Here is a 14,884-nt window from a genome sequence, read left to right as displayed (position 1 = left end):
TATCGCGCCGGCTCGCGACTTTGCACCTGGGCAACTGTAATTCATTCGTGACAGCCCGCGCGGCAGGACACGCGCGGGTAAATCCCGTCCCGGCGTCGCGTGCGCGTTACGCTTCCTCGTTTCGTGATCGGTCCGTCCTGCGGGGTGTGCGCTGCCTCGTGCGGGTGGCCTCGACCGGGTCGATCGCCGGTGCAGACCAGTGTTCGGCCAGCTCGAGGCTGGGTTCGCGGCCCGACGCGACGTGCCGGTACGCGACCTCGGCGGCGCGGTCGGCGTCGCCCGTCGCGATCGCGTCGTACAACTCGGCGTGCTCGTCACATTGCTGTCCGGGATCGCGTTCCTTGGTGAGGTGGAACAACCACTGCACGCGCGTCGCGAGCGGTTGCAGCATCGACTGCAGCAGGGGACTGCCGGACATCTCCACGATGACGGCGTGGAATGCGGCGTTCGCGGCGGCGATGGCGGGCTTGTCGTCGCGCGCTGTGGCCGAACGCGCCGCGGTGAGTTGGTCGCGCAGTGCCGTGAGATGGGAGTCGTCCGCTCGCTGCGCGGCGAGCCGGGCCGCGAGTACCTCGAGGCTTTCGCGGACGTCGAAGAGGTCGCGGACCTCGTCGACGCCGAACGGGGCGACGATCGCTCCGCGCCGCGGGACGATCACGACGAGTCCGTCGGTCTGGAGCTGTTGCAGGGCCTCGCGCAGCGGGATTCGGGACACCTGCAGTTCCGCGGCGAGGTCGCGTTCGATCAGGCGCTGGCCCGGCGCGAGCTGCAGGTTGACGATGCGCCTGCGCAGTTCTTCGTACGCGGTCTCGCGCAGTGACTTCGGCGCCGACGCGTCGGTTGCACCGTTCACGCGGTCTCCTGTCGTCATGGTGGCCACGTCAGCCACCGTAGAGCGCACCCGCGCGCCGCCCTCGGGTGGATGCGGGTCCTTACGTCTGTGTAACACGGCGGAAATGACGCGCCCCCAAGATTCAAATAACGGTATACCGCTAACTGTGGCGGTTCCTGAGTCAAGGAGTCCAGCGCGTGAACACGACCTTCTCCGCCCGAGCCCGAACCCTCGTCCCAGCGCTGTGCGCGGCCGCGACTCTCGCGGCGACCCTGACAGCCTGCGGGTCGTCGGACGCCGGCACCGCCTCCGGTGACACCCTCCGCGTCGGAGTGTTCTTCCCCGGCTCCGTCTCCGACACGGGCTTCATGGAATCGGGATACCTCGGCTACCAACGTCTCGAGGAAACCCTCGGTGAGCGGGTGGAACTGAGCTACGTCGAGCAGGTCGCCGCCGCCGACTACCAGCAGGCCCTGGTGCGGTTCGCGACCGCGAACGACCTCGTCGTCTCGCTCGGCGGGCAGACGGACGCCGACGTCCGCAAGGTCGCACCCCAGTTCCCCGACGTGAAATTCGTCGAGATCGGTGGACCCGCCGACGCGTCCCCGCTGCCGAACCTCGCCTACTACGACCCGCAGCAGGCGGAGGCCGAGTTCCTCAGCGGAGCCGTCGCGGCGACGGCGTCCGAGACCCCGTCCGTGTCGTTCGTCGGCGGTGTCGAACTGCCCGCCATCGTGAACGCCGCGAAGGCCTTCGGCAACGGCGCCGAGTTCGCACGGCCCGGCACCCAGGTGCTCACCCCGCAGTACCTGGGCGACTTCAACGACCCGGCCAAGGCGAAGCAGGCCGCGCTCGCCAATTACGGCGCCGGCGCAGGCGCGGTGGGGCAGATCGTGAACCTCGGCAAGTCCGGGCTGGAACAGGCCGCCGCGCAGTCGGGCGCGCTGATGGTGGGCGGCCCGATTCCCGGCGACTGCTCGAACCCCGCCTACGTCGGCTACGTGCACACCGACATCGGCAAGGAAGTGGAGTACGCCGTCCAGTCCACCCTGGACGGAACGTGGAAGGCCGAGAACGTGGCGTTCGGCCTGACGTCACCGAACGGCGGCACCGACTTCCTGCTCTGCAGCGCCGACCCCGCCGTCGCCGACGCACTCGGCAAGGCGAAGACCGCCCTGGCCACCGGTGCCGTCGAGCCCTACCGAGCGGGCTGACATGAGCACACCAGCACTGCAACTCACCGGAATCGGGAAGAGCTTCGGCGACGTCCGGGCCCTCCGCGGTGTCGACCTGTCGGTGCAACCCGGCACGGTGCACTGCATCCTCGGGGAGAACGGGGCCGGGAAGTCGACGCTCTGCAACGTGGTGTACGGCGGTCTGCGGCCGGACACCGGAACGATGACCCTGGCCGGTCGCCGATACGCGCCCGGTTCGCCCGCGGCCGCGATGGCGGACGGCGTGGCGATGGTGCACCAGCACTTCAGTCTCATCGGCACGATGACCGTCGCCGAAAACCTGCTGCTCACCGGACGGGGACTGCGACTGCGCCGCGCGGAACTGCGGACCCGCCTCGATCGACTCGCCGACGACTATCACCTGAGGATCGATCCGGACGCGCTGGTCTCCGCCATGCCGATCGGTGCGCGGCAGAAGGTCGAGATCGTGAAGGCCCTGCTCACCGACCCCGCGTTGATCCTGCTGGACGAGCCGACCGGGGTACTCGACCCCGGCGAGATCGACGCCCTGATCGAGACGTGCCAGGCCGTCGCGGCGGCAGGCAAGGCCGTCGTCCTCGTCACCCACAAACTCGGTGAGGTGGCCCGCGTCGCGGACGCCGCCACCGTTCTGCGCGGGGGTGAGGTGGCAGGCGGGGGCCGCATGTCGGAGCTGACGATCCCCCAGCTGACGACGGCGATGGTCGGAAGACCGGTGTCCGAACTCGGTCCGGTGCTCGCCGCGGGAGTCGGCGCGGAGAGCGATCGGCGGGCGACCGGCCCCGTCGTCCTCGGGCTCCGCGGCGTCCGCGCCACCCGGGCGGACGGCAGTGTCGCCCTGTCCGGCGTGGGGCTCGAGGTGCGGGCCGGCGAGATCGTCGGGATCGCGGGCGTCGAGGGGAACGGGCAGAGCGAACTGGTCGCCGTGCTCTCCGGTGCCACCCGACCCGAGTCCGGCACGGTCACGCTCGGCGACGCCGACATCACGTCGGCGTCCCCGGCCGAACGGACCCGGCTCGGTCTCGGGGTGGTGCCGGAAGACCGCCACCGGGAGGCGATGGTGGCGGAACTGTCCCTGTCGGAGAACCTCTTCCTCGGCCGCCTGCACCGCTTCCGCCGGATGGGCCTGCTCGACCGAAGTCGGATGGATGCCGCGGCCCGCGACCTGATCGAGCAGTTCTCGGTACGGACACCCGGACCGGGAACCTCCATGGGTGCGCTGTCGGGCGGCAATCAGCAGAAGGTCGTCCTCGCCCGCGAACTGTCGACGGAGAACCTGCAGTGTCTGGTCGCGGCGCAACCCACCCGCGGACTCGACATCGGGGCGGTCGAATTCGTTCTGAACCAACTCCGCCGCTGCGCGTCCGCGGGAAACGGAGTCCTGGTCGTGTCCAGCGAGATCCCCGAACTGCTCGCGCTCTGCGACCGCATCTTCGTCAGCTACCGCGGGGCCCTGCTCGGGCCCGTCGACACGGCGTCGGCCACTGCGGGGCAGCGCATCGGTGAACTGATGACGGGAACGGCGGCATGACTCGACGTCGAATCTGGGTGCATCACCCACTTCCGGTGGCAATCGCCGCGATCGCGGTCGCGGGACTCGTCGGACTGCTCCTCGCCGCGGCCGCGGGTGCCACCGTGCCCGAGACCGTCGACGCGCTGTCCGAGGGGATGTTCGGCAGCAGCTACGCGATCGGAGTCTCGCTCAACACTGCCGCGGTGCTGGCTCTCGTCGCGGCCGGGTTCACCGTCGCACACAGGGCCGGACTGGTGAACGTCGGTGGCGAGGGCCAGCTGTGCGTCGGGGGCATCGCCGCGACCGCGGTCGGCACCGCTCTCGGGGAGGACACCCCCGCCCCGATCGCCGTCACCGCGGTACTCCTCGCCGCGGCCGGCGCCGGGTGGGCATGGGCCGCGATCGCCGCGTACCTGCGGGTCCGCCGGGGCACGAGCGAGATCATCACGACGCTGCTGCTGAACTTCGTCGGCCTCGCGCTGGTGCTGCTGATGGTGCACGAGCCCAGCCTCCTCCGCCAGCCCGTCACGTCGTCGGAGACACTGCCGCAGTCCGCGCCGCTGATCGAAACCGCGCACCTGCCGTTGCTGGGGATCGAGCGTTCGCCGGGGACGATCGCGCTGTGGATCGCCGTGGTCGCGGTGCTGATCGTCGGCGTGATCCTGCGCCGGACGGCGGTCGGCGTGCGACTGCGCTCCGTCGGCCTGAACCCGGACGCGTCGGCGCGGCTGGGACTGCCGGTCGGACGGCTGCGATTTCTCAGCCTGTCCTCGGCAGGCGCGTTCTCCGGGCTCGCGGGCGGGATCCTCGTCGCGACGGCGCCGTTCGTGCTCGTCGAAGGATTCTCCTCCGGCTACGGGTTCTCCGGGCTGGTCGTCGGACTCCTGGCGCGCGGTTCCATGCTCGCCGTCGGCGCCGTGTCGCTACTGCTCGGCTTCCTCGTGTCCGGTGGAATCAATCTTCAACTCGCAGCCGGTGTTCCGGCATCGACCGTGTCGATCGTGGAATCGCTCATGATCATCCTGATCGCGGGAGCGGTGCTGTGGACCGCGGCCGGCGGGAGATCGAGAGCCGCGACCGCGACGACGGCGAAGACCCACGACGTCCCCGACCTGGCTGGAGCGAAGCAATGATGAACACGGTGTCGGACATCGCCGTCAGCGGCGTGGGATTCGCACTCCCGATCCTGGTGGCGGCGAGCGGGGAACTGGTGAGCGAGCGGGCGGGCGTACTGAACCTCAGCCTCGAGGGCATGATGCTGACCGGGGCGTTCGCCAGCGTGCTCGGCGCCGGCGCCACCGGATCCGCGGTGGGCGGTCTCGCGGCCGGATTGGCGGCCGGGGTGCTGTTCGGACTGCTGCAGGCACTGCTGAGCGTCACGCTGCGGGCCGACCAGATCGTGGTGGGCATCGCGAGCAACGCCCTCGCGCTCGGTGCCACCACCTACGGCGCCCGGCTGCTGCTCGCGGACGGCAAGGGGCAGAATGCCCCAGGTTTCGCGGCACTCGAGATCCCGCTGCTGCACCGGATCCCGATCCTCGGACCGGCACTCTTCTCGCAGACGGCCCTCGGCTACTTCTGCTTCGCGGTGGTCGGGTTGCTGGCCGTCACGCTGTCGCGCCGGACGCGGGCAGGTCTCGTCGTCGACGCGGTCGGGGAGGACGCGAAGTCGGCCGACTGGAGTGGACTGCCGGTGCGGAAGATCCGCTACCTGTGCGTGCTCGTCGCGGGACTGACGGCGGGACTGGCCGGCGCGCAGCTCGCGCTTTCCGAGGTGCGGTCGTTCAGCGACAACATGACCGCCGGAATCGGGTACCTGGCCGTCGTGGCCGTGATCGCTGGCAGGTGGCGCGCGCTCGGCGTGATCTGGGCGTCCGTGTTCTTCGGGATCGCGCAGGCGCTCCAGTTCGCGTTGCCCGCGCTCGGTGTCAGCGTCCCGTTCGCCGTGCTCGTCATGCTGCCCTACGTGATCGCGATCGTCGCGGTCAGTGGATTCATCCGCAACAGCCGCTCACCCGCAAACCTGACCGTCGCGTTCGCGCGCGCGTCCTGATCGATCTCAGCGAGGAAACCCTTGTGACACTGATCCTTTCCCATTCCGACGTGGCCGGCCTCATCGACCGCGCCGAGGTGTTCGCCGCGGTGGAACGGGCGCACGCCGACCTGGCCGCCGGGACGGCGTCCGCACCCGCCCCACCCGCCATGACCCTGCAGTCCGCGGCCTTCGTCCCGATGGTCGCGGCGGCGCAGTCGGCCGGCGCGGCCGCGGTGAAGATGCTCGTCGATCTTCCCGGCAACGCCGCCCGCGGTCTGCCCGTCCAACGCTCAGCCGTGCTCGTGACGTCCGCGGACACCGGCGAGTGCGAGGCCCTGCTCGACGGCCGCCTGATCACCGCCGTGCGCACCGCCGCCGCCAGCGCCGTGGCCACGAAACACCTCGCCCGCCGAGGCGGCCGGGTGCTGGGATTGGTGGGCGCCGGGACCCTCGCCGTCGAACACGCCCGGGCGATCACCCGGGTGTCGGACGTCGAGACGGTGCTGGTGTGGTCGCGCTCGGACGCGACGGTCGAGGAATTCCGCAGCCGGACAGAGGATCTCGGAATCTCGGTCAAGCCGATGGACTCGCCTGAGGCGGTCACCCGATCTTCCGACGTCCTCTGCACACTCACGCCGTCGAGGGACCCGATCGTGCGGGGCGCCTGGTTCGGCGAAGGCTTGCACGTCAACGCCGTCGGTGCGCCCCCGCGCGCGGACCACCGGGAGATCGACGGCGAGGGAATGCGACGCGCCCGGGTGGTCGTCGACTCGGTGGCCACCACCATGACCAAATCGGGAGAGACGCTGCTGGCGCTCGCCGAGGGCGCGATCACCGAGGACGACGTCGCGGTGGAGTTGGGCGACGTGATCGCAGGCCGCACCGTCGCCCGCACCTCCGATAGGGACATCACGCTGTACAACTCCGTCGGGATCGGCCTCCAGGACCTCGCCGCGGCGCGCATACTGATCGACAGAGCCCGGGAACGGGGCGTCGGAACAGAAGTGGATCTGAGTCGATGAGCCAGAGCGATGTCGACGACGTGGACCTTGCGCACCTGCGGCGAGCCATCGAACTCGCCGACGAGACGGGCGACGCGGGCAACAGACCGTTCGGTGCGGTGGCGGTCGGGGCCGACGGTCACGTGATCAGCGAGGGCGCCAACTCCGTCGCGACGTCCGCCGACGTCACCGAGCACGCGGAACTCGACGCGATCACCACAGCCTGCGGTGAGGGACGCACCGGCGACCTCGTCGGCGCCACCATGTATGCCAGCGGTGAGCCGTGCCCGATGTGCAGTGCAGCGATGGTGTGGGCCGGCATCACGCGGGTGGTCTACGCGGCGTCGTCCGCGGACTTCTCCCGGATACTCCCGGACGGTCCCCGGTTCACGCTGGGCTGCTCCGACGTGCTCGAATCCGCGAGCGTCGAGATCGAGGTCAGCGGACCGCATCTCGGCGACGAGGCGCTCGCACCGTTCCACCGTTTCCTCGACACGGACTGACCCCCGAACGCCGTCAGCCCCCGGCACCGAGGTGCCGGAGGCTGACGGACGTGGGTGCCGGGACTCAGCCGAGCTGCGAGACGACCCAGTCGATGCTCTTCGTGAGCTGCGAGACGTCCTCGGGATCGATCGCCGGGAACATGCCGACACGCAGCTGGTTGCGGCCCAGCTTGCGGTACGGCTCCGTGTCGACGACGCCGTTGGCGCGCAGGATCTTCGCCACCTGAGCCGCGTCGATCTTGTCGTCGAAGTCGATGGTGCCGACCACCTGCGAGCGGTGAGCGGGATCGGTGACGAACGGGGTGGCGTAGTCGCTGGCCTCGGCCCACTGGTACAGGCGCGAGGACGAATCGGCGGTACGCGAGGTGGCCCAGTCGAGGCCACCCTTTCCGTTCAGCCAGTCGATCTGGTTGGCGAGCAGCAGCAGCGTCGCGACCGCCGGGGTGTTGTACGTCTGGTCCTTGGAGCTGTTGTCCACGGCGATGGGCAGCGACAGGAAGTCGGGGGTCCAGCGACCCGAATCCCTGATCTCCGCGACGCGCTCGAGCGCCTTCGGGCTCATCAGCGCGATCCAGAGTCCACCGTCGGCGGCGAAGCACTTCTGCGGGGCGAAGTAGTACACGTCGGCGTCGGCGACGTTCACCGGCAGGCCGCCGGCGCCGGACGTGGCGTCGATGGCGATGAGCGCATTCTCCGAGCCCGCGGGACGCGAGACGGGGATCGCGACACCGGTGGACGTCTCGTTGTGCGCCCAGCCGATGAGGTCGACGGACGGATCCGAGACCGGCTCGGGCGCACTGCCCGGGTCGGCGGAGACGACGATCGGGTCGCCGATGAACGGGTTGTTCTTCGCGACCGACGCGAACTTGGAGCTGAACTCACCGTTCGTGAGGTGCAGCGACTTCTCCCGGATCAGGCCGAACGCGGCCGCATCCCAGAACGCGGTGGTGCCGCCGTTGCCGAGCACCACCTCGTAGCCCTCGGGCAGGGAGAACAGATCGGCGAGGCCGGACCGCACGCTGGCGACGACGTCCTTGACAGGCTTCTGGCGGTGGCTGGTGCCGAACACCGAGGAGCCCACCTCGACCAGCGACTGCAGCTGTTCGGGCCGAACCTTCGACGGTCCGCAGCCGAAACGTCCGTCGGCGGGCAGGAGGTCTGCGGGGATGATCGGTGTGGAGGTCATCGCTACTTTCTGTTCCTTACTGGTTCTGGCGGGGGAGACGGTCAGCTGGTGTGGGCGATCTGGTCCCAGCCCTCGACGGATTCGGGGGTGCGGGGTGCGGGTCCGGTGTAGATGGCGGCGGGGCGGACGAGCTTGCCGAGACGCTTCTGCTCGAGGATGTGGGCGCACCAGCCGGCGGTGCGGCCGCAGGTGAACATCGCGGGCATCATGTGCGCGGGGACCTCGGCGAAGTCGAGGATGACCGCGGCCCAGAATTCGACGTTGGTTTCGATGGCCCGGTCGGGGCGGCGTTCACGCAGTTCGGCGAGGGCGGCCTGCTCGAGGGCGGCGGCGGCCTCGTAGCGGGGGGCGTTCAGGCGTTTCGCGGTGGCGCGCAGCACCCGGGCGCGGGGGTCTTCGGCGCGGTAGACGCGGTGCCCGAAGCCCATCAGCTTTTCCTTGCGGTCGAGGATGCCCTTGACCAGGGCGCGGGCGTCGCCGGACTTTTCGGTGTCCTCGATCATCGGCAGGACGCGGGCGGGGGCGCCGCCGTGCAGGGGGCCGGACATCGCGCCGATCGCCCCGGACAGGGAGGCGGCGACGTCGGCGCCGGTGGAGGCGATGACGCGGGCGGTGAAGGTGGAGGCGTTCATGCCGTGTTCGGCGGCGGAGACCCAGTAGGCGTCGATGGCGGCGACGTGGGCGGGGTCGGGGTCGCCTTTCCAGCGGACCATGAACCGTTCGGTGACGGTCTTGGCCTCGTCGATGCGTTTCTGCGGGACGGCGGGCTGGTAGATGCCGCGGGCGGATTGGGCGACGTAGGACAGGGCCATGACGGAGGCGCGGGCGAGTTGTTCGCGGGCGGTGTCGTCGTCGATGTCGAGGAGGGGTTGGTATCCCCAGATGGGGGCGAGCATGGCGAGGCCGGCCTGGACGTCGACGCGGACGTCGCCGGTGTGCACGGGCAGGGGGAACGGTTCGGCCGGGGGTAGTCCGGGGCCGAAGCGGCCGTCGACGAGCAGGGCCCACACGTTGCCGAACGTGACGTGCTTGGAGACGAGTTCTTCGATGTCGACGCCGCGGTAGCGCAGGGCGCCGCCGTCCTTGTCGGGTTCGGCGATGTCGCTGGTGAACGCGACCACGCCTTCCAGTCCGCTGACGAAATCGTCCGGTATTGCCGCGCTAGCTGACATAGCTCGTGGACTCTCCTCGTTCGAGTGCCCCCGGTCAGAGCGGCACTGTCTCGGCGTTCGACAATTGCGCTCGGCGTGCATGCGGGATGGGCAGGCACCTTCGTCCGCGCAATCGACTTCCCTTCCCCGGGCATCGCACGATCGCGGCTGCAATCCGAGGGGACGGGTTCGGTCCCCAAAACTTTAGCCGGTGTCACCGGAGAGTTGATCAGTGCATACCCGGGAGTAGCGTTCTCGGCTGTGTCTCCAGATGCAGAACAGCCGAAACCGGTGAACAAGAACCTCGCGGCCATGCGCGTCGGTTACGCACACCAGGGCGCTGACGGACGGTACGTCGACTCCGATCTGGACGCCGACCAGCTGAGCGACGGCTGGCTTCCCCTGATGCGCCTGTGGCTCGAGGACGCCGTGGAGGCCGGGGTTCCCGAACCCAACGCGATGACACTCGGAACCGTCGACGAGCACGGACATCCGTGCACCCGCACCGTCCTCTGCAAGGGATTGAGTGCCGACGGTGTGCTGTTCTTCACCAACTACGACTCGGACAAGGGCCGCCAGCTGGAGGCGGTGCCCTACGCGTCGGTGACGTTCACCTGGGTGCCCGTCGCCCGGCAGATCACCGTCCGCGGTCCAGTCGAGCGCGTGAGCGCCGAGGTCACGGACGAGTACTGGCACAGCAGGCCCCGCGGATCCCGGCTGGGGGCGTGGGCCTCCGAGCAGTCGAAGCCGATCGGTTCGCGGGCCGAACTGGACGCCGCGCTGCTGCACGCGGCGGAGCGTTTCCCCGTCGACGTCGACATCCCGGTCCGGCCGGACTGGGGGGGAATCCTGATCCGCCCCACGGTCGTGGAGTTCTGGCAGGGCCGCGCCAACCGGATGCACAACCGAATCCGGACGGCGCTGGTCGACGGCTCGTGGACGGTGGAGCGACTGCAGCCGTGACGGCCTGGGAATAGTGAGCATGGGAAACGAGCTAAGGGAAGAATGACCGAGACCGTCACCGAGAATAAGAAGCGGCGGCTGCTCGCCGACACGGCGCCGCTGCAGAACCGGGACTACCGCCGCCTGTGGGCGGCCGGGATCGTGACGGTGATCGGCGGGCAGCTCAGTGTCGTCGCCGTGCCGCAGCAGGTGTACGAGATCACCCGCAGCTCGGCGTACGTGGGTCTGACCGGTGTCTTCGCGCTGGTACCGCTGATCGTGTTCGGGTTGTGGGGCGGCGCGCTGGCCGACGTCATGGACCGGCGGAAACTGCTGACGATCACCACCGTCGGACTCGGTGTGACGTCCGTGCTGTTCTGGGTGCAGGCGGCGCTGGGCCTGGACAACGTGTGGCTGGTGCTCGGACTGCTGGGTTTGCAACAGGCGTTCTTCGCGGTCAACCAGCCCACCCGCAGTGCGATCATCCCGCGGCTCATCCCCGCGGAACAGCTGGCCGCCGCCAACTCGCTCAACATGACGGTCATGCAGTTCGGCGCCATCGCCGGACCGCTGCTCGCCGGCGTGATGATTCCGACGGTCGGTCTGTCGACGCTGTATCTCGTCGATTCGATCGCCCTGCTGGCCACGCTGTGGGCGGTGCTCCGGCTGCCTGCCATTCCGCCGACGGGGGAGTCGCGCCGGGCCGGGCTGCGGGAGGTGTTCGACGGGTTCGCCTACCTCGCGACGCAGAAGGTCCTGCTCGCGTCGTTCGTCGTCGACATCATCGCCATGGTGTTCGGCATGCCGCGGGCGTTGTTCCCACAGATCGCGCACGACACGTTCGGCGACCCGGCATCGGGCGGTGTGGCGCTCGGACTGCTGTTCGCGGCGATGTCCTTCGGCGCGGTGGCCGGTGGGGTGTTCTCCGGCTGGCTGCCGAGGGTCCGGCGCCAGGGCCTCGCCGTGATCGTGTGCATCGTGTTGTGGGGTCTCGCGATGGTCGGCTTCGGCGTCGTGGTGGGGCTCGCGTCGCCCGGCGACAGTCCGGTCCTGTTGTGGATCGCTCTCGCGTTCCTCGCATTCGGTGGTGCCGTCGACATGGTCTCCGCCGCGTTCCGCAGCACCATGCTCCAGCAGGTCGCCACGGACGAGATGCGCGGACGACTCCAGGGCGTCTTCATCGTCGTCGTGGCCGGGGGCCCGCGGATCGGTGACGTCGTGCACGGCGCGGCCGCGGCGGCGGTCGGGACGAGTGTGGCGGCCGCGGGCGGCGGCGTCCTCGTCGTCGTCGGTGTGGTGATCGCCGCGCTCGCGTTCCCGGCACTGGTGCGGTACAAGGTCACCCGCTAGGTTCCTGTGCGCCATCACATATCTCGTGCCCATCTCGGGCACACTGAAGTGCATGGGTGAACCGCAGTCTTCGAAGACGGACAGGCCTGCCACGGCCGGATTCGAGATCCGGGGAGGCGGCTACCGGGCCGGTATCGCGGCCACCGGCGCCGGACTACGGCTACTCGAATGGGACGGTCCGGACGGGCCGATGGCGCTCACCGAGACGTGGGACATCGGAACCCGGCCACCGTTGTCGGCGGGGTTGATCCTCGCGCCGTGGCCCAACCGGATCCGCGACGGCCAGTTCGTCTTCGACGGCATCGACCATCAGCTCGAGATCACGGAACCGACATTCGGCAATGCCAGTCACGGATTCGTCCGACGCCGGGACTGGCGTGTCGTGAATCACGCCGACGACCGCATCGAGTTGTCGATCGACGTCGGCCTCCACAAGGGGTGGCCGTACCCGCTGCGGCTCACCGTTGCCTACGTCGTGGGCGACGACGGCCTGACCGTGACGCACACCGCCACCAACACGGGAGCCATCCCGGCACCGTTCGGGATGGGCTTCCACTCCTACGTCCGCGCCGGCGACTTCCCGCTCGACGAGTGCACGCTGCGACTGTCCGCCGGCACCCGGCTGCCTCTCGACGAGCGCATGCTGCCGAGTGGGGGTTCGCAGCCCGTGGCAGGCACCGAATACGACTTCACCAGCCCGCGCACGTTGGCGGGCGTTGCGCTCGACACCCCGTTCAGTGCACTGGACGTCGACGCGGACGGCAGGTCGCGGCACGAATTGCGGGCGCCGGACGGCACCGGAACGATCCTGTGGGCGGCTCGTGAGTTCGGCTGGCTGCAGGCGTTCGTCGCGGATCCGGACGCCGGGAAGTCGTACCCGGGCCGCGGGCGGGCGCTGGCGCTCGAACCGATGACGTGCCCGCCGGACGCGTTCAACTCCGGGATCGATCAGTTGGTGCTCGCTCCGGGGCAGCAGTGGACGGGTGTGTGGGGCATGTCCGCGGTGGCGTAGCGGTTCAACTTTCGAGCATCGAGTGCCCACTTGGTGAGACGGTGTAACACCGGTCGCGGTCCGGCCGATACGTCGGGCGGGGGTTCTTCTGTCGCGGCTGCGGCGCTTTGTGTCACCTTCTGTTCTTCCCTCACCGCGTCGCGCATCGCGGTGTGCGTTCTCCGCAGTCTTCGGTATCTGTGCAGGTAACGCGGCCAGTCCAGTCTCGGGCAACTGGCCCTCACCGATTCCACTCCCGTGCCGTGCGGGCAAATCGGACACTCGCCGATCCCGTTCGGCGACCCTTCCCGGTGGTCGCCGCGCATCCTGCGGCGGACCCGGATCGCGGGCTCTGAGCGGACCCGCCTTCGGCACGCAGGCCAGAGTGGGACTAGTTTCTACCTGAATGAAGTTGTTACTCATTGGTTTGAGCTTGAGAGGGATGCTTCGTGCCTGACAATGACACAAAGCCCACGCTTACCTACCCTGGTGGTGAGCACACGATGTCCATTGCCAGGGCAACCGAGGGCAATGACGGTATCGAACTGGGCAAGCTGCTCGCCAGCACCGGGTACACCACCCTGGACCCGGGTTTCGTCAATACCGCCTCCACCAGCTCCGCGATCACCTACATCGACGGTGAGCACGGGATTCTCCGCTACCGCGGGTACCCGATCGAACAGCTGGCCGGGAAGTCGACCTTCATCGAGGTCAGCTATCTGCTGATCTACGGTGAGCTGCCCACCACGGCGCAGCTCGAGTCGTTCACCGACAGGATCCGGCGCCACACGCTGCTGCACGAGGACCTCAAGAGGTTCTTCGACGGATTCCCGCGGAACGCACACCCGATGCCGGTCCTGTCCAGCGCCGTCAACGCGCTGTCCGCGTACTACCAGGACTCCCTGGACCCGGCCGACCCGGAACAGGTCGAGCTGTCGACCATCCGACTTCTCGCGAAGCTGCCGACCATCGCGGCCTACGCGTACAAGAAGTCCGTCGGGCAGCCGTTCCTGTACCCGGACAACTCCCTGAACCTGGTCGAGAACTTCCTCCGGATGACGTTCGGCTTCCCCGCGGAGCCCTACGAGATCGATCCCGAGATCGCCAAGGCTCTCGACATGCTGCTGATCCTGCACGCCGACCACGAGCAGAACTGCTCGACGTCGACGGTGCGGCTGGTCGGCTCGTCCGACGCCAACCTGTTCACCTCGATCTCCGGTGGCATCAACGCACTCTGGGGCCCGCTGCACGGCGGCGCCAACCAGGCCGTGCTGGAGATGCTCGACGAGATCAAGGCCAGCGGCAGCAACGCGGACGACTTCGTCCGCAAGGTCAAGAACAAGGAAGACGGTGTGAAGCTCATGGGCTTCGGGCACCGCGTCTACCGCAACTACGACCCGCGCGCGGCGATCGTCAAGCAGACGGCACACACCATCCTCGAGAAGCTCGGCGGCGACGACGAGCTGCTCGACATCGCGATGGCGCTCGAAGAGGCGGCGCTCACCGACGACTACTTCGTCGAGCGCAAGCTGTACCCGAACGTCGACTTCTACACGGGTCTGATCTACCGCGCGATGGGTTTCCCCACGCGCATGTTCACCGTTCTGTTCGCCATGGGCCGCTTGCCCGGGTGGATTGCACACTGGCGCGAGATGCACGAAGATCCCGCTACGAAGATCGGCCGTCCGCGCCAGATCTACACCGGTTACACCGAGCGTGACTACAAGGACGTCACAGGTCGCTGATCGCGAATTCCTGTGCCGAACCATAGAGGCCTCACCGAGGAGGACATATGACCAAGCCCGAGATCGAGTTCCAAGACGGACCTGCCCCGACCGACCTGGTCATCAAGGACGTGGTGGTCGGAGAGGGCGCCGAGGCCGTACCCGGGGGCACCGTCGAGGTGCACTACGTCGGCGTCGAGTTCGAGTCCGGCGAGGAGTTCGACTCTTCCTGGAGCCGCGGCGAGTCCATCCAGTTCCCGCTGCGCGGCCTCATCAAGGGCTGGCAGGACGGCATCCCCGGCATGAAGGTGGGCGGACGTCGTCAGCTCACGATCCCGCCGGAGCTGGCCTACGGTCCCGCCGGCGCCGGACATCAGCTGTCCGGCAAGACGCTGGTCTTCATGATCGACCTGCTGGACGTGAAGGAATAGTCTCCCCAGCA

14 protein-coding genes are annotated in these 14,884 nt (G+C 68.8%); 11 read left to right on the top strand and 3 right to left on the bottom strand.

All coding sequences use genetic code 11. From position 1 onward, the window contains the following. Positions 1-106: 106 nt before the first annotated feature. Positions 107-853, bottom strand: a complete 747-nt coding sequence (locus ACNJ7E_RS05180; RefSeq protein ID WP_280778603.1) for a GntR family transcriptional regulator — start codon at positions 851-853, stop codon at positions 107-109. 176 nt (positions 854-1,029) lie between these two features. On the opposite strand from ACNJ7E_RS05180, the gene ACNJ7E_RS05175 reads away from it, so the two are divergent. Genes ACNJ7E_RS05175 through ACNJ7E_RS05150 form a run of 6 tightly spaced genes read left to right on the top strand, consistent with a single transcriptional unit; the run spans position 1,030 to position 7,098 of the window. Continuing rightward, positions 1,030-2,046 carry a BMP family protein gene (locus ACNJ7E_RS05175; protein ID WP_280778602.1) on the top strand — a complete coding sequence of 339 codons (1,017 nt, stop codon included), beginning with the start codon at positions 1,030-1,032 and terminating at the stop codon, positions 2,044-2,046. Position 2,047: 1 nt separating this feature from the next. After that, the gene (locus ACNJ7E_RS05170) at positions 2,048-3,577 is read left to right on the top strand and encodes an ABC transporter ATP-binding protein (protein ID WP_418339310.1); all 1,530 of its coding nucleotides are present in this window, start codon (positions 2,048-2,050) and stop codon (positions 3,575-3,577) included. After that, positions 3,574-4,692, top strand: coding sequence for an ABC transporter permease (locus tag ACNJ7E_RS05165; RefSeq protein WP_280778600.1), 1,119 nt, complete (start codon positions 3,574-3,576; stop codon positions 4,690-4,692). Before ACNJ7E_RS05170 ends, ACNJ7E_RS05165 begins: the two co-directional genes overlap by 4 nt. Beyond that, entirely contained in the window at positions 4,689-5,612 is a 924-nt protein-coding gene (locus ACNJ7E_RS05160; RefSeq protein ID WP_418339309.1) for an ABC transporter permease, read from the top strand. The genes ACNJ7E_RS05165 and ACNJ7E_RS05160 overlap by 4 nt, the downstream gene beginning before the upstream one ends. 23 nt (positions 5,613-5,635) lie before the next feature. Then, positions 5,636-6,616, top strand: coding sequence for an ornithine cyclodeaminase family protein (locus ACNJ7E_RS05155; protein WP_280778598.1), 981 nt, complete (start codon positions 5,636-5,638; stop codon positions 6,614-6,616). Beyond that, positions 6,613-7,098, top strand: coding sequence for a nucleoside deaminase (locus ACNJ7E_RS05150; RefSeq protein ID WP_005255312.1), 486 nt, complete (start codon positions 6,613-6,615; stop codon positions 7,096-7,098). Before ACNJ7E_RS05155 ends, ACNJ7E_RS05150 begins: the two co-directional genes overlap by 4 nt. 64 nt (positions 7,099-7,162) lie before the next feature. On the opposite strand, the gene serC is transcribed toward ACNJ7E_RS05150, so the two are convergent. Together serC and ACNJ7E_RS05140 are read right to left on the bottom strand one after the other, a co-directional pair. Beyond that, complete coding sequence (serC, locus tag ACNJ7E_RS05145) at positions 7,163-8,284, bottom strand: phosphoserine transaminase (protein ID WP_418339308.1); 1,122 nt, start codon at positions 8,282-8,284, stop codon at positions 7,163-7,165. Positions 8,285-8,325: 41 nt separating this feature from the next. Continuing rightward, positions 8,326-9,456, bottom strand: coding sequence for a citrate synthase 2 (locus ACNJ7E_RS05140; protein ID WP_280778595.1), 1,131 nt, complete (start codon positions 9,454-9,456; stop codon positions 8,326-8,328). 270 nt (positions 9,457-9,726) lie between these two features. Here ACNJ7E_RS05140 and pdxH point away from each other — a divergent pair, with 270 nt between their 5' ends. The 5 genes from pdxH to ACNJ7E_RS05115 all read left to right on the top strand — a co-directional run bounded on the left by pdxH (position 9,727) and on the right by ACNJ7E_RS05115 (position 14,873). Further along, the gene (gene pdxH / locus ACNJ7E_RS05135) at positions 9,727-10,398 is read left to right on the top strand and encodes a pyridoxamine 5'-phosphate oxidase (protein WP_418339465.1); all 672 of its coding nucleotides are present in this window, start codon (positions 9,727-9,729) and stop codon (positions 10,396-10,398) included. A 42-nt stretch (positions 10,399-10,440) separates the two neighbouring features. Beyond that, positions 10,441-11,727, top strand: a complete 1,287-nt coding sequence (locus ACNJ7E_RS05130; protein ID WP_280778594.1) for an MFS transporter — start codon at positions 10,441-10,443, stop codon at positions 11,725-11,727. A 52-nt stretch (positions 11,728-11,779) separates the two neighbouring features. Beyond that, entirely contained in the window at positions 11,780-12,739 is a 960-nt protein-coding gene (locus ACNJ7E_RS05125; RefSeq protein WP_280778593.1) for an aldose 1-epimerase family protein, read from the top strand. A gap of 428 nt (positions 12,740-13,167) precedes the next feature. Next, positions 13,168-14,463 (top strand): citrate synthase, encoded by a 1,296-nt coding sequence (locus ACNJ7E_RS05120; protein ID WP_005244092.1) that lies wholly within the window; start codon positions 13,168-13,170, stop codon positions 14,461-14,463. Positions 14,464-14,510: 47 nt separating this feature from the next. Beyond that, a complete protein-coding gene (locus tag ACNJ7E_RS05115; RefSeq protein WP_280778592.1) occupies positions 14,511-14,873 on the top strand; it encodes an FKBP-type peptidyl-prolyl cis-trans isomerase in 363 nt (120 codons plus the stop codon). Positions 14,874-14,884 lie beyond the last annotated feature (11 nt).

The sequence above is a fragment of the Rhodococcus mengyinensis genome (assembly GCF_048381435.1).
In the GTDB taxonomy this organism is placed as follows: domain Bacteria; phylum Actinomycetota; class Actinomycetes; order Mycobacteriales; family Mycobacteriaceae; genus Rhodococcus_F; species Rhodococcus_F opacus_D.
The sequence above is the reverse complement of the archived record's forward strand: the minus strand, read 5'-3'. Positions and strand labels throughout refer to the sequence as shown.

Bases quoted from the DNA above. Each gene is read 5' to 3' on its own strand.
- ACNJ7E_RS05150 (WP_005255312.1), top strand. From the start codon at position 6,613: ATGAGCCAGAGCGATGTCGACGACGTGGACCTTGCGCACCTGCGGCGA.
- ACNJ7E_RS05165 (WP_280778600.1), top strand. From the start codon at position 3,574: ATGACTCGACGTCGAATCTGGGTGCATCACCCACTTCCGGTGGCAATC.
- ACNJ7E_RS05170 (WP_418339310.1), top strand. From the start codon at position 2,048: ATGAGCACACCAGCACTGCAACTCACCGGAATCGGGAAGAGCTTCGGC.
- ACNJ7E_RS05140 (WP_280778595.1), bottom strand. From the start codon at position 9,456: ATGTCAGCTAGCGCGGCAATACCGGACGATTTCGTCAGCGGACTGGAA.
- serC (WP_418339308.1), bottom strand. From the start codon at position 8,284: ATGACCTCCACACCGATCATCCCCGCAGACCTCCTGCCCGCCGACGGA.
- ACNJ7E_RS05130 (WP_280778594.1), top strand. From the start codon at position 10,441: ATGACCGAGACCGTCACCGAGAATAAGAAGCGGCGGCTGCTCGCCGAC.
- ACNJ7E_RS05125 (WP_280778593.1), top strand. From the start codon at position 11,780: ATGGGTGAACCGCAGTCTTCGAAGACGGACAGGCCTGCCACGGCCGGA.
- ACNJ7E_RS05160 (WP_418339309.1), top strand. From the start codon at position 4,689: ATGATGAACACGGTGTCGGACATCGCCGTCAGCGGCGTGGGATTCGCA.
- ACNJ7E_RS05115 (WP_280778592.1), top strand. From the start codon at position 14,511: ATGACCAAGCCCGAGATCGAGTTCCAAGACGGACCTGCCCCGACCGAC.